We start from the raw sequence: 12,749 nt of genomic DNA, 5'->3' as shown, positions 1-12,749 counted from the left end.
GGCTGTCAGCGCTCGAAGCAATGCGGCGCAGCCGCGAGTCTCGAGCGCTGACAGCCGACGCTCAGGGGGCCGAACCCCGCGCGCCGAAGGCGCGCCAAAAAACACAGAACCTTGGCGGGTGGGTCGCGTTCCGGCCTTGGCGGGTGGGTCGCGTTCCGGCCTTGGCGGGTGGGTCACGTTCCGGCCTCGGCGAGCGGTCGCGTTCCGGCCTTGGCGGGTGGGTCACGTTCCGGCCTCGGCGAGCGGTCACGTTCCGGCCTTGGCAGGTGGGTCACGTTCCGGCCTCCGTGGCCGCCCCCACCTCCACCAGCGGGTCACTCCGATCTCCACCGACGCGGTAGCTACTCACCTACACGGGCGAACCCTTTTCCGTCCCGGCCGGCCCGGTTGCGCGGACCCGCTCCCGCTCCACCTACCCGTTGATCACGATCCCCGACACCACCGCAACCTTCTGATCGGCCATTTTGCCCGCATTGCACACCAGTTTCGCGGTGCCGAGGGCGGCGTTGGGGTTGCCGACGAACGCGCTGTCCGGGTTTTCGCCGAGGATGCGGCCGACGAGCTGCTGCTGTTCCGGTTCGTCGAGAGCCTTGAACTGGGCGCAGGTCGTATCGGTGGCGCGGTCGGGGAGGGCGGCGCTGTCGCCGGAGTCGGCGGAGTCGGCGGGGGCCTGAGTGTCTTCCGCGGGCGCTTCGGCCGTGCCGGTGTCGCCGGGGGCGGTGGTTTCTTCGGTCACGCCGGGGTCGCTGTCCGGTGTGGTCTGTGCTGTTGCCGTGTTCTTACGCAGACCGGCCGCGTCGGCCGGTTCCTCGTCGGAGGAGCAACCCGACAGCACCAGCGCCGCGGCGGCGGCAGCGGTGACGGCAACAGTGGAGATTCGCTTCATAACGCATGTCCCGGTGGTCAGCCACGCCGGAGCCTCCGGCGCGACCAGCAGCGTACCGGGTGGCGCGCACCGGCCCCTTCGTAGCCGGGCCGGGCCGAACGGCGGGGTCAGACTCGGTGTCGCAGCACCATATCGAGTTCGGTCGGGGTGAGCAGACGTTCGAGGCGTTCGTCGACACGGTCGCTGCCGGCGGCTTCGTCCGGTTCGATCGCGGGTAGCTGCGGCAGACTGTCGGTGCTCTGGCGGCGCAATAGCGAGCGAAGGTTCACGGCCATCACCTTACGTTAGCTGAGTGTTTGCTGGCATCGTGTCTTGCTGCGGTGCGGGTACCCGACCCGGAAAAGATCTCACGTTCAATTCTGCTTCCGGATGAGTGATATCGATACGCGGCGGAGGAAAACGTGACCGAGCCGTCGCCAATCGCTACCCTTCCTGATACTTGGAGTTTCATCTAAATGGAGGCAGCGTTGCCGAAGAATCTGGAAGTCAGCATCGAGATCGCCGCGCCCCCGGACCGGGTCTGGGCGGTGCTCGCCGATCCGGCGCGGATGCCGGAGTTCAGCCCTCAGTGCGTGCGGATGATCCCGATCGGCAAGCCGCGGGCCGGTACCTTGACGATCAATCTCAACCGGGACGGCTGGAAGTTCTGGCCGACCACGTCTCGCCTCCTGCGCTACGAAAAGGACAGCGCATTGGCGTTCCGGGTCAGCCAGAACCGCACGATATGGGTCTACACGCTCGAGCCGACCGAAACCGGCACGCGCGTGGTCGAACGGCGCGACGTCCCCAACGGCACCAGCTGGTTCTCCCGCACGATGATCAACGCCGCGCTCGGCGGCGAGGCCGCCTTCGAGGAGAACCTGGTGCGCGGGATGAACGAATCGCTGTCGAAGATCAAGACAGCGGTCGAGGCGGGCTGAACGGCGGCAGCGTCACCACCTGGGCCGCGTAGGAGAGTCCGGCGCCGAAGGCGATGAGCAGGGCGGAATCGCCGGGCTTGGACCGCCCGGTCCGCAGCAGTGCCTCCATCGCGAGCGGAATCGAGGCTGCCGAAGTGTTGCCGGCCTCCTCGATATCGTCGGCCAGCGCGCAGTCCTCCGGCAACTTCAGCACCCGCGCCATGATCTCGATGATCCGGCCGTTGGCCTGGTGCGGGATCATGGCGTTCAGGTCGTCGGTGGACAGTCCGGCGCGATCCACCGCGTCGCGGCAGACCTTCTCCAGCGAGTGCGCGGCCCATCGGAACACCGCGGTGCCCTCCATGGCCAGGTACGGGCGGACGGCGTCGGTGCCCTTCTCGTCGATCTCGGCGAAGAACTCCATCCAGTCCTTGTCCTGGCGGATGGCGTGGTGCTGGGTGCCGTCGGAGCCCCAGACCGTCGGGCCGATACCGGCCGCGTCGGCCGGTCCGACCACTACCGTGCCGGCGCCGTCGGCGAACAGGAAGGCGGTGCCGCGGTCGGTCGGGTTGACGGTGTCGGTGAGTTTCTCCACCCCGATCACCAGAACGTAGGACGAGGTGCCCCCGCGTATCAGGTCGGAGGCCATGGCCAGGCCGTGACAGAAGCCCGCGCAGCCGGCGGAGATATCGAAGGCGGCCGATCCGTTGGTACCCAGTTCGGTGGCGATCCGGGGGCCGGCTGCCGGGGTCAGCAGCAAATGGGTCGAGGTGGCGACGATTACGCAGTCGACCTGGTCGGCGGCGATACCGGCGGCGTCGAGGGCACCGCGGGCGGCCGCGACGCTCATGGAGTGGATGGTCTCGGTCTCGTCGGCGAAGCGGCGGGTCCGGATACCGGAGCGGGTGTGTATCCACTCGTCGCTGGAATCGATCGGTCCGGCCACTTCGTCGTTGGTGACGACGCGCGCCGGGCGGTAGACGCCCAGCCCCAGGATCGCGGTGTACTGCGCCCCGGTCGTCTGGGCGATCTCAGTAGCCATGCTGCTTCTCCTATGTACCTGCGGCGGCGTCGCCGCGAGGGTGGACCCGGAATTCGATCGGTGTTCCTCGCCCGGGGCTGTGGCTGACGGCCGCCGGCATCCGAAGACATGAGGCACCCTCATATTAGCTCGCGGTTCGCGTGGTGGCAGCCCCGATTTCGAGATCGGTCCGGGGTTACCGGGTTCCGCTCCGGGTATGGCCCGGATATACGTCCGCTCCCGCGACGTGTACCCGAGGAGATAAGCGAGGGACAAGTCATGCTCGGTCTCGGCATCATCGGCTGGATCATCATCGGCGGCATCGCCGGCTGGCTGGCCAGTAAATTCATGAAAACCGATGCGCAGCAGGGCATTCTGCTCAATATCGTGGTGGGCGTGGTCGGCGGCCTGCTCGGCGGCTTCCTGCTCGGGTTGTTCGGAGTGGACGTCGAGGGCGGCGGCCTGTGGTTCAGCTTCTTCACCTGCCTGGCGGGTGCCGTTATCTTGTTGTTCCTGGTGAGGGCAGTCGTGCGGCGATAGCCGCGGGTACGAACCCGGCCCCGTCGGCCCGGTTCGGCGTAAGGTGTGAACGCTTGCGCCGGACGGGTCCGGCGGGGATACCGTGCGGTGTCCGGCCGTGACCCGGTCCGAGTGGATCGAATCGAGTACGAAAGAGGAATCAGTGGCACGCCGTCCCACCCCGCCGGGCACCCCGGAACGCTCCGGTCCGGCTCATCTGGCCGATCTGGTGCGTAACGCGATCCCGCCGATGCACCCGGCCGGACTGCCGTTCGTGGCCGCGCCGCTGGCCGTCGCGGTACTCGGGCGCCGGCGTCCCTGGCTCCGCCGCGGTGGGCTCGTGGCCGCGCTGGCCGGTGCGACCTTCTTCCGGCATCCCCATCGGGTGCCGCCGAACCGGCCCGGAGTGGTCGTGGCGCCCGCCGACGGCGAGGTCGCGCTGGTCGACACCGCGGCGCCGCCCGCCGAACTGGGACTCGGCGACAGTCCGCTGCCGCGGGTGAGCATCTTCCTGTCCGTGCTGGATGTCCACGTGCAGCGCACGCCGGTGTCCGGGGTGGTGCGCGATGTGCAATACCGGCGGGGTCGATTCAAATCCGCCGATCTGCCCGAGGCCAGCGACGCCAACGAGCGCAGCAGCATGCTGCTCGAGACCGGCGGCGGCCAGCAGGTGGTGGTGGTTCAGATCGCCGGGCTGCTCGCCCGGCGGATCGTCTGCGACGCGGCCCCCGGCGACCAGGTCACCATCGGCGACACCTACGGCCTGATCCGTTTCGGCTCCCGGGTGGACACCTATTTCCCGGCGGGCACCCAACTGCTGGTCAACGTCGGGCAGCGCACGATCGGGGGGGAGACGGTACTGGCGGTCCTGCCGTCGGCCGATACGTGATGGAGCAGGTCATCGAAGGCAGGCGGCGCCGATCCATCCGGCTGCTGCCCAGTATCGTCACGATCCTGGCCTTGTGCTCGGGACTGTCCGCGGTGAAATTCGGTCTGGAAGGCGAGCTGAAGATCGCACTCGCCATGATCGGCGCCGCCGCGGTGCTGGACACCCTCGACGGCCGGCTGGCCCGGTTGCTGTCGGCCACCACCAAAATCGGCGCGGAGCTGGATTCGCTGTCCGACGCCATCTCCTTCGGGGTGGCGCCGGCCCTGGTCATCTATGTCGTGCTGTTCGACGGTGAGAGCAGCGGCGCGGGCTGGATCATCGCCCTGCTGTACGCGGTGAGCGTCGTCCTGCGGCTGGCCCGGTTCAACACCCTGATGGACGACGACACCCGTCCGGATTGGGCCCGGGAGTACTTCGTCGGGGTTCCGGCACCGGCGGGCGCTCTCATCGCGATGGCGCCGATCGCGGTGCTCGTACAGTTCGGTGACGGCTGGTGGGTCAGTTTCCCGGTGGTGGCCGCGTGGACGGTGTTCGCGGCCGCGCTGTGTGTCAGCACCATTCCGACCCTGGCGCTGAAATCGGTCTCGGTGGCCCCGCAGGCCGCCGCCGGGCTGCTGGTGCTGGTCGCGCTAGCGGGCGCGGCCCTGATCACCTACCCGATCGTGCTGTTGCTGGTGCTGATCGTGCTCTACCTGGGCCATATTCCCTTCGCCTGGTACTCGCAGCGCTGGGTGGCCGCCCGGCCGGAGACCTGGCAATACAAGCCGGCGGAACGGCGTGCGCAGCGACGCGCGGACCGGCGGATGCCGGTGCTGCGCCGTCCGGAGATCCGCCGGCCGCAGTTGCGCGGTGATTCGCGGTTGCGGTTGCGTCGTCCCGGTGGACGGACCTGACGGAAATTCCGTCAACCGATGGTTGACGATAGGTCATGCGTCAACCTATGGTTGACGCATGACTTCTTCAGTACGACTGGACGACCTCATCGAGGTCATCAAAAAAGCCCGGCCCGACAATGCCCTGGAACAGCTCACCGACGCCGTGGTCACCGCCGGGCACCTCGGCGAACTGGCCGATCATCTGATCGGCCACTTCGTCGATCAGGCCCGTCGCTCCGGCGCCTCGTGGACCGAGATCGGCGCCAGTATGGGCGTCAGCAAACAGGCGGCCCAGAAGCGATTCGTACCGAAAGGCCCGGGTGATCCGTCCGGCCAGATGGACCCCAACGCGGGCTTCGCGAAATTCACCGAGCGGGCCCGGGCCATGGTGGTCGCCGCGCAGGAGGCCGCGAATATCGCCGGCAGTTCGCAGATCTCCCTGGCGCACCTGGTGCTGGGGCTGCTCAGCCAGGCCGACGGGCTGGCCGGCCAATTGATCATCGACCAAGGGGTCGCCCTGGCCGACCTGGGCACGGCCGCCGTCGCGGCCGCCGGCGCCGAACCGGGTGCGGCCCTCTCTCCGCAGGAGCTCGGGGCCGCTGTCACCGCGGGCAAGATGAGCGGACTGGTCCCCTTCGACGCCGAATCCAAAAAGGCTCTCGAACTGACCTTCCGTGAGGCGCTGCGTCTCGGTCACAACTACATCGGCACCGAACACGTCCTGCTGGCCATCCTGGAACAGGAGAACGGATCGGGGATCCTGTCCGGCGCCGGCCTGCGCAAGGACGCCCTCGAAACTCGCCTGACCGAGGTTCTCCAGCAAATCGTGGCCGATCAGAAATAGGCCGTGAGCGGCGCGGAGACCCCCGGGACTCCGTGTCCGCGACCGGACCGGCGTACCCGGACGGGCCGCCGATCCCGGTAATCTATAGCAATGGCGGATGAAACGGACTCCGACCTGGTGGCCGGTGAGCACCGGGACGATCTGCTGCGCGCGCTGACCTATGTGTCCACCGAATCCATGTCCGACGGGAGCTATGTGGTCAACGGCGATCTACCGCCGGAGGTCGCACCGCCGTTCATTCGCGCGATCATGCGGGTCGAGGCCGAGCTGTTATTGCACGATGCCGAATTCGTCACAATCGACGAGGGGGAGCCCCGGACGCCGGAGGAGCGTCGCGCGGACGCCTTCCTGGCCCTTGCCCTGCGGGTTACCGACAGCTTGTAATCCGCGCCGCCGGGGCAGCGCAGAAGATACCGACCTTGCACTCGGCACCGGCGAGTGCTAAAAATGGCTTTGGCACTCCCGATTGGTGAGTGCCAGGTCGGGACGGTGAGATCGGGTACCACGACACCCCTGGTCGTCCGTCGCGGGCACCGAGCCTGGCCACAAGCGTAGCTAAAGGGTGGCCCGACAATGCGGTCATCCTGTGTGTCAGCCTCATTACTTGGAGGATCTCACCGCAATGGCCAAGACAATTGCGTACGACGAAGAGGCCCGTCGCGGCCTCGAGCGGGGTCTGAACGCCCTCGCCGACGCGGTCAAGGTGACGCTGGGGCCAAAGGGCCGCAACGTCGTGCTCGAGAAGAAGTGGGGCGCCCCCACGATCACCAACGATGGTGTGTCCATCGCCAAGGAGATCGAACTCGAGGACCCGTACGAGAAGATCGGCGCCGAGCTGGTCAAGGAAGTCGCCAAGAAGACCGACGATGTCGCGGGCGACGGCACCACCACCGCCACCGTGCTCGCCCAGGCTCTGGTGCGTGAGGGTCTGCGCAACGTCGCGGCCGGCGCGAACCCGCTGGGCCTGAAGCGCGGTATCGAGAAGGCCGTCGAGGCCGTCACCGCCAAGCTGCTCGACTCCGCCAAGGAGATCGACACCAAGGAGCAGATCGCCGCCACCGCGGGTATCTCCGCGGGCGACCCGTCCATCGGTGAACTCATCGCCGAGGCCATGGACAAGGTCGGCAAAGAAGGCGTCATCACCGTCGAAGAGGCGCAGACCTTCGGTCTGTCGCTGGAGCTCACCGAGGGTATGCGCTTCGACAAGGGCTACATCTCGGGTTACTTCGTCACCGATCCCGAGCGTCAGGAAGCGGTCCTCGAGGATCCGTACATCCTGCTGGTCGGCTCGAAGGTCTCTACCGTCAAGGACCTGCTGCCGCTGCTGGAGAAGGTCATCCAGGCCGGTAAGCCGCTGCTGATCATCGCCGAGGACGTCGAGGGCGAAGCCCTGTCGACCCTGGTCGTGAACAAGATCCGCGGCACCTTCAAGTCCGTCGCCGTCAAGGCTCCGGGCTTCGGTGACCGCCGCAAGGCCCAGCTCGCCGATATCGCCATCCTCACCGGTGGCGAGGTCATCAGCGAAGAGGTCGGCCTCAACCTGGAGACCGCCGGCATCGAGCTGCTCGGCCAGGCGCGCAAGGTCGTCGTCACCAAGGACGAGACCACCATCGTCGAGGGCGCGGGCGACGCGGAGGCCATCCAGGGCCGCGTCTCGCAGATCCGCACCGAGATCGAGAACTCGGATTCGGACTACGACCGGGAGAAGCTGCAGGAGCGTCTGGCCAAGCTGGCCGGCGGTGTTGCGGTCATCAAGGCCGGTGCCGCGACCGAGGTCGAGCTCAAGGAGCGCAAGCACCGCATCGAAGATGCCGTGCGCAACGCCAAGGCCGCCGTCGAAGAGGGCATCGTCGCCGGTGGTGGCGTGGCTCTGCTGCAGTCGGCCCCGGCGCTCGACGACCTGAAGCTCGAGGGTGACGAAGCGACCGGCGCGAACATCGTGCGGGTGGCGCTGTCGGCGCCGCTGAAGCAGATCGCCTTCAACGCCGGCCTCGAGCCCGGCGTGGTCGCGGAGAAGGTTTCCAACCTGCCCGCCGGCCAGGGCCTGAACGCGGCGACCGGTGTGTACGAGGACCTGCTCGGCGCCGGTGTCGCCGATCCGGTCAAGGTCACCCGCTCGGCCCTGCAGAACGCGGCCTCCATCGCGGCCCTGTTCCTGACCACCGAGGCCGTTGTCGCCGATAAGCCGGAGAAGGCCTCGGCCGCCCCGGCCGATCCGACCGGCGGCATGGGCGGCATGGACTTCTGAGTCCCTGCCTCCCGGCATACCGTTCGAATCGAAGGCCGGTCCACCACTCGGTGGGCCGGCCTTCGGTCTGTCCGAGAGCGGGATATATCCTGGATATCCGCAATTGGTATATCGGGTATCCGGAGGAGTTGCTGGTCATGGGAGTTTCCAAGACGCCGATCGAGATCGACGACGAAGCCCTGGCGATCGCCGCGGAGGTGCTCGGCACCAAGACCAAGAAGGACACGGTCAACGCCGCCCTGCGCGAAGTGGGCCAACGGTTGGTGCGGATGCGTGCGTTGGCCCGCCTCGGCGAGATGGCCGACCGGGGAGACTTCGACGAATACCTCGGCGACAAGGCGGCCTACCGCCGGTGACTCCCGCCATCTACCTCATCGATACCTCGGGGCTTTTCCGGATTCTCCAGGAGCCGCATCGAAAGGCATGGGCCGATCAGCTGGCCGCCGGAGTGATCGCCACCTGCCCGATCGTGGAACTCGAATTCTTGTACTCCGCCAGATCGCTGGCCGACCGACTCGAGAAACAGCGACTCCTGCACGACCTGTTCGGCTGGATACCGATGGGCGAACATGCCTACCGCCGCGCCGAGGAGGTTCAGCAATTGATGACCGAGCAAGGGACCCACCGCTCGGCCGGCCCGGTAGACCTCCTCATCGCCGCGACGGCGGAACACAGTCGGCTCACCGTCCTGTGCGATGACAAGGACTTCGCGACTCTTGCCCGCGTAACCGGGCAACAGGTGGCGTTCGTTGCGGGCACGGTCGGCTGACCGGTACCGCGACGGGGCCATCGCTGCGTCGCACTCGGGTCGGCGCCGCCGATCACCTCGATAGGGCGACCGTCGATCGGTGGGTGACAATGGTCGGATGAGTGGTGGCAGCGAGGGCAGCGGAACCGATCCCTATCTGTGGCTCGAAGAGGTGACCAGCGAGCGGGCGCTGGATTTCGCGCGGGCCCGCAACGAGGTCGTGATGGAGCGGTTCGCCGCCGACGACCGCTTCGAGGTACTGCGGCGGCGGATTCTGGACATGCTCGATACCGACGCCAAGATCGCATTTCCGGGGCGGCGCGGCGAATGGCTCTACAACTTCTGGCGTGATGCCGCGCATCCGCGGGGGCTGTGGCGCCGCACCACCTTCGCCGAGTACGTGAAACCCGAACCCGAGTGGGACGTTCTCATCGACCTCGACGCCCTCGCCGCCGCCGAGGAGGAGAACTGGGTCTGGGGTGGCGCCGGAGTGTTGCGTCCGGAACAGACCCGGGCCCTGATCAGCCTCTCCCGCGGCGGCGCCGACGCGAAGGTCGTCCGCGAATTCGATATGCTGACACGGGAATTCATTTCTCCGGAGCAGGGCGGGTTTTTCCTGCCGGAGGCGAAATCCCGGATCGGCTGGATCGATATCGACTCGGTGTACGTCGGCACCGACTTCGGCCCGGGTTCGCTCACCGATTCCGGGTATCCGCGGATCGCGAAACGGTGGCAGCGCGGTACCGGGCTCGACAGTGCGGAAACGGTATTCGAGGGCGCCGCGAGCGATGTCTCGGTATCCGCCGGTTACGACCGGACTCCCGGATACGAACGCCACTACATCGGGCAGGCGACGGATTTCTACAACGAAACGGTGTATCTGCTCGACGCCGATGGTTCCCGCGTTCGGCTGGAGACACCGACCGACGCCGACGAGTACTGGTACAAGGAATGGCTGCTGGTCCGGTTGAAATCCCCGTGGGAGACCGGCGGCAGTACGTATGCCGCAGGTTCGCTCATCGTCACGAATTTCACCGAATTCCTCTCCGGTAAGCGTGAATTCGAGGTGCTGTTCGAACCCGATGCGCATACCTCGCTGCACAGCTACGGCTGGACCGAGAATCATTTGCTGCTGGTCACCCTCGAGGACGTGCAGACGAAACTGTATGTGCTCACCCCGGGCGAGCAGGGCTGGCGTACCGAACCGCTGGCCGATACCCCGCCGATGGCGACCACCGGTGTCATGAATCTCGACGCGCTCGAGGCGGGCGATGACTTCATGCTGATGACCAGCGGTTTCACCACCCCCACCACACTGCTGGCGGGTTCGGTGGGGTCGGCGGTGACAGAACTGAAGCAGGAACCGGCGGTTTTCGACGCCGCCGGTATCGACACCGAGCAGTTCTTCGCCCGCTCCGACGACGGCACCATGATCCCGTATTTCGTGATCCGGCACCGCGACAATCGCGATCGTCCCGGGCCCACGGTCATGTCGGGATACGGCGGATTCGAGGTGTCCCGGACTCCCGCCTACGGCGGCGCCTCGGGTATGGGCTGGCTGGAGCAGGGTGGCACCTGGGTGATGACCAATATCCGGGGCGGCGGTGAATACGGACCCGATTGGCATACCTCGGTGCTGAAGGCGAACCGATACAAGGTCTACGAGGATTTCTCGTCGATCGCGCGGGATCTGGTGGCGCGCGGGATCACCACGGCACCGCAACTGGGTGCGGTCGGCGGTAGCAACGGCGGACTGTTGATGGGTGTGATGCTGACCCGCTATCCGGAGTTGTTCGGCGGAATCGTCTGCCAGGTCCCGCTGCTGGATATGCGCCGGTATCACCTGTTGCTGGCGGGGGCGTCCTGGGTCGCCGAATACGGTGACCCCGATATCCCGGAGGAATGGGAATACATCAGCCGGTATTCGCCGTATCAGAAGGCCATGCGCGAGGGCGGCGAGGCCACCTATCCGCCGATTCTGCTCACCACCTCAACCCGCGACGATCGCGTGCATCCCGGCCATGCGCGGAAGATGGCCGCACTGCTGGAGGAGCAGGGACACCGGATCTGGTACCACGAGAACATCGAGGGTGGCCACGGCGGCGCCGCCGATAACAAGCAGTCGGCGTTCCAGGCGGCCCTGATCTACGAGTTCTTCACCCAGATGCTGAGGGAAGGCCGGACGGAGAAATGATCCGCGGTGGGGTCACCGGTCGCGAATCCATTTCTCGATCCGGTCGGCCACGCTGTGCGGGTCGGTGATCCAGCCGTTGTGGCCGAGCCGGCGCGGCTCGTGCCAGGTGGTGCGGTCGGCGGCCGGTAATTTGTCCAGCAGGTGGCGGGCGGAGGTCCGCGGGGTCAATTCGTCGCCGGACAGGGTGATCGACAGCACGGGCAGCTTCAGCCGGGATATCCGCTCTTCGTAGTCGATATCGGCACCGGCCGGGGTGAACCGGCCGGTGCGGGCCAGCCGGGCCCAATCCGAGATCAGCACCTTCGACTGCCGGCCGAACCCGTTGGGACCCAATTTGTCACCGGGCCATACCCCGGCCAGGTTGGCGGTCAGCGAGACGGCGGCGGTACCCACGAGCAGGCCCGGCCCCAGCAGCCCACGGAAGCCGCGGTAGTACGGGGTTCCGGAGGCGACGAGGATCAATCCGGCCAGCCGGCCGCGGACCCGCGAGGCGTAGAGCACCGAAAGGTGTCCGCCCATACTGTGCCCCATCAGATAGGGGGTGCTGTCGGGGAACCGGGTGCGGACGGCCTCGAAGATCGCCGGGAAATCGACCGCGGCGAGTTCGTGGTATCCGTAGGTGCTGGCGGCGGTGGCCTTGGGCCGGCTGTCACCGTTACCGCGCAGTTCGCCGACCGCCACATTCATACCGCGCCGGGTGAGTTCGCGGGCGAAGTACAGGTAGTACTCGCCGGGAACCCCGAGTCCGGGAATCAGGACGACGACCGGCCGTGGCATATCCGGTGTAACCGGATGCCGCTGCGGTCCTGAGGCCGGCAGCAGTCGCACCGGCACGGTGGCACCGTCCGGCATCTGGATCGGAACGGTCTCCATCGGGCCAAGGCTAGCTGCCGGCGGTGCGTCAGGCCCGGATCGCGCCGACGATGATCCGGCTCATCACCCGGATCACCTCGTCGAGCGGTCGCTGCGGTTCGGTGCCGCTCCATTCGTCCACGACGTAGTTGACGGCACCGATGATCGCCAGCATGCGCAGGTCGTAGTCGCCGGTCGGGATCTCGCCGTGCAGGGCGGCGTCCTCCGCGGCCTGGGCGAGCACGGCGCTCCAGGCGCGGCGTGACTCCGTGCGCATCTTTTCGACTTTGCTCCCGGCACCGACCACTTCGACGAGCACGACCCGAGCCCGCCGCATATCGGTACCGATGGATTGCACATAGGCGCGTATCGCGCTGTCGATCCGCTGTAGTGAACTCTGCTCGGCGCTGTCCTGGAGGGATCCGAGGACCGCCGTACGCGATTCTCGATCGATCGTCGCGAAGAGTTCGAGAAGTAAGGATTCGCGCCCGGTGAACTCCTCGTAGAACTGTCGCGAGGACAACCCCGCGTCTTTACAAATGGCGCCGACCGAGCTATTGGCATACCCATCGCGGGCGAAAACCGTCAGGCCGGATTCGAGAAAACGCGCGCGCCGTTCGCGTTGCCGATCTTCTACGGGCTGGCCGGCATACCTTCGTCCCGAATTCGTTTCCTGTGACATCGCGCAGAACAATACCGAAAAGCCCGATCCCCTCGTCATCGATCGGGCCTTTCGTAGCACGCCGGTAGCACGCTGCTGGTTTGCCGAAAGTT

At 66.8% G+C, this 12,749-nt stretch carries 15 protein-coding genes; 10 read left to right on the top strand and 5 right to left on the bottom strand.

The features are described 5' to 3' along the window. Positions 1-412: 412 nt before the first annotated feature. Both AB0F41_RS26985 and AB0F41_RS26980 read right to left on the bottom strand, forming a co-directional pair. Complete coding sequence (locus AB0F41_RS26985) at positions 413-886, bottom strand: hypothetical protein (protein ID WP_357428527.1); 474 nt, start codon at positions 884-886, stop codon at positions 413-415. Between the two features lie 107 nt (positions 887-993). After that, positions 994-1,161 (bottom strand): hypothetical protein, encoded by a 168-nt coding sequence (locus tag AB0F41_RS26980; protein WP_357428525.1) that lies wholly within the window; start codon positions 1,159-1,161, stop codon positions 994-996. Positions 1,162-1,353: 192 nt separating this feature from the next. Here AB0F41_RS26980 and AB0F41_RS26975 point away from each other — a divergent pair, with 192 nt between their 5' ends. Further along, positions 1,354-1,806, top strand: coding sequence for an SRPBCC family protein (locus AB0F41_RS26975; protein ID WP_357428523.1), 453 nt, complete (start codon positions 1,354-1,356; stop codon positions 1,804-1,806). Here the strand turns inward: AB0F41_RS26975 and AB0F41_RS26970 are convergent. Continuing rightward, a complete protein-coding gene (locus tag AB0F41_RS26970; RefSeq protein ID WP_357428521.1) occupies positions 1,781-2,827 on the bottom strand; it encodes a beta-ketoacyl-ACP synthase III in 1,047 nt (348 codons plus the stop codon). The genes AB0F41_RS26975 and AB0F41_RS26970 overlap by 26 nt on opposite strands. A gap of 258 nt (positions 2,828-3,085) precedes the next feature. On the opposite strand from AB0F41_RS26970, the gene AB0F41_RS26965 reads away from it, so the two are divergent. The 9 genes from AB0F41_RS26965 (at position 3,086) to AB0F41_RS26925 (ending at position 11,123) form a co-directional block, all read left to right on the top strand. After that, on the top strand, positions 3,086-3,346 hold the full coding sequence (locus AB0F41_RS26965) for a GlsB/YeaQ/YmgE family stress response membrane protein (RefSeq protein ID WP_357428519.1): 261 nt from the start codon (positions 3,086-3,088) through the stop codon (positions 3,344-3,346). A 142-nt stretch (positions 3,347-3,488) separates the two neighbouring features. Further along, complete coding sequence (locus AB0F41_RS26960) at positions 3,489-4,214, top strand: phosphatidylserine decarboxylase (RefSeq protein ID WP_357428517.1); 726 nt, start codon at positions 3,489-3,491, stop codon at positions 4,212-4,214. Further along, positions 4,214-5,107 (top strand): phosphatidylcholine/phosphatidylserine synthase, encoded by an 894-nt coding sequence (locus AB0F41_RS26955; RefSeq protein WP_357428515.1) that lies wholly within the window; start codon positions 4,214-4,216, stop codon positions 5,105-5,107. Before AB0F41_RS26960 ends, AB0F41_RS26955 begins: the two co-directional genes overlap by 1 nt. A 58-nt stretch (positions 5,108-5,165) precedes the next feature. Then, on the top strand, positions 5,166-5,933 hold the full coding sequence (locus tag AB0F41_RS26950) for a Clp protease N-terminal domain-containing protein (protein WP_357428513.1): 768 nt from the start codon (positions 5,166-5,168) through the stop codon (positions 5,931-5,933). Positions 5,934-6,023: 90 nt separating this feature from the next. Beyond that, positions 6,024-6,317, top strand: coding sequence for a hypothetical protein (locus AB0F41_RS26945; RefSeq protein WP_357428511.1), 294 nt, complete (start codon positions 6,024-6,026; stop codon positions 6,315-6,317). A 238-nt stretch (positions 6,318-6,555) separates the two neighbouring features. Continuing rightward, positions 6,556-8,181 (top strand): chaperonin GroEL, encoded by a 1,626-nt coding sequence (gene groL / locus AB0F41_RS26940; RefSeq protein WP_357428509.1) that lies wholly within the window; start codon positions 6,556-6,558, stop codon positions 8,179-8,181. 137 nt (positions 8,182-8,318) lie between these two features. Further along, positions 8,319-8,537, top strand: a complete 219-nt coding sequence (locus tag AB0F41_RS26935; protein ID WP_357428507.1) for a type II toxin-antitoxin system VapB family antitoxin — start codon at positions 8,319-8,321, stop codon at positions 8,535-8,537. Further along, positions 8,534-8,950 carry a PIN domain nuclease gene (locus AB0F41_RS26930; protein WP_357428505.1) on the top strand — a complete coding sequence of 139 codons (417 nt, stop codon included), beginning with the start codon at positions 8,534-8,536 and terminating at the stop codon, positions 8,948-8,950. The genes AB0F41_RS26935 and AB0F41_RS26930 overlap by 4 nt, the downstream gene beginning before the upstream one ends. A 97-nt stretch (positions 8,951-9,047) precedes the next feature. Continuing rightward, on the top strand, positions 9,048-11,123 hold the full coding sequence (locus AB0F41_RS26925; RefSeq protein ID WP_357428503.1) for a prolyl oligopeptidase family serine peptidase: 2,076 nt from the start codon (positions 9,048-9,050) through the stop codon (positions 11,121-11,123). 12 nt (positions 11,124-11,135) lie between these two features. On the opposite strand, the gene AB0F41_RS26920 is transcribed toward AB0F41_RS26925, so the two are convergent. Next, complete coding sequence (locus tag AB0F41_RS26920; protein ID WP_357428501.1) at positions 11,136-11,996, bottom strand: alpha/beta fold hydrolase; 861 nt, start codon at positions 11,994-11,996, stop codon at positions 11,136-11,138. 28 nt (positions 11,997-12,024) lie between these two features. Continuing rightward, positions 12,025-12,657 (bottom strand): TetR/AcrR family transcriptional regulator, encoded by a 633-nt coding sequence (locus tag AB0F41_RS26915; protein ID WP_357428531.1) that lies wholly within the window; start codon positions 12,655-12,657, stop codon positions 12,025-12,027. Positions 12,658-12,749: the final 92 nt, after the last annotated feature.

Source organism: Nocardia sp. NPDC024068 (assembly GCF_040638875.1).
GTDB lineage: Bacteria > Actinomycetota > Actinomycetes > Mycobacteriales > Mycobacteriaceae > Nocardia.
This window is presented reverse-complemented; position numbering and strand designations above follow the sequence as displayed.

What these genes read in the sequence shown, in the direction of transcription:
- AB0F41_RS26985 (WP_357428527.1), bottom strand. Translation starts at nt 886, where the DNA reads ATGAAGCGAATCTCCACTGTTGCCGTCACCGCTGCCGCCGCCGCGGCG.
- AB0F41_RS26980 (WP_357428525.1), bottom strand. Translation starts at nt 1,161, where the DNA reads ATGGCCGTGAACCTTCGCTCGCTATTGCGCCGCCAGAGCACCGACAGT.
- AB0F41_RS26970 (WP_357428521.1), bottom strand. Translation starts at nt 2,827, where the DNA reads ATGGCTACTGAGATCGCCCAGACGACCGGGGCGCAGTACACCGCGATC.
- AB0F41_RS26965 (WP_357428519.1), top strand. Translation starts at nt 3,086, where the DNA reads ATGCTCGGTCTCGGCATCATCGGCTGGATCATCATCGGCGGCATCGCC.
- AB0F41_RS26955 (WP_357428515.1), top strand. Translation starts at nt 4,214, where the DNA reads ATGGAGCAGGTCATCGAAGGCAGGCGGCGCCGATCCATCCGGCTGCTG.
- AB0F41_RS26950 (WP_357428513.1), top strand. Translation starts at nt 5,166, where the DNA reads ATGACTTCTTCAGTACGACTGGACGACCTCATCGAGGTCATCAAAAAA.
- AB0F41_RS26945 (WP_357428511.1), top strand. Translation starts at nt 6,024, where the DNA reads ATGGCGGATGAAACGGACTCCGACCTGGTGGCCGGTGAGCACCGGGAC.
- groL (WP_357428509.1), top strand. Translation starts at nt 6,556, where the DNA reads ATGGCCAAGACAATTGCGTACGACGAAGAGGCCCGTCGCGGCCTCGAG.
- AB0F41_RS26935 (WP_357428507.1), top strand. Translation starts at nt 8,319, where the DNA reads ATGGGAGTTTCCAAGACGCCGATCGAGATCGACGACGAAGCCCTGGCG.
- AB0F41_RS26925 (WP_357428503.1), top strand. Translation starts at nt 9,048, where the DNA reads ATGAGTGGTGGCAGCGAGGGCAGCGGAACCGATCCCTATCTGTGGCTC.
- AB0F41_RS26920 (WP_357428501.1), bottom strand. Translation starts at nt 11,996, where the DNA reads ATGGAGACCGTTCCGATCCAGATGCCGGACGGTGCCACCGTGCCGGTG.
- AB0F41_RS26915 (WP_357428531.1), bottom strand. Translation starts at nt 12,657, where the DNA reads ATGTCACAGGAAACGAATTCGGGACGAAGGTATGCCGGCCAGCCCGTA.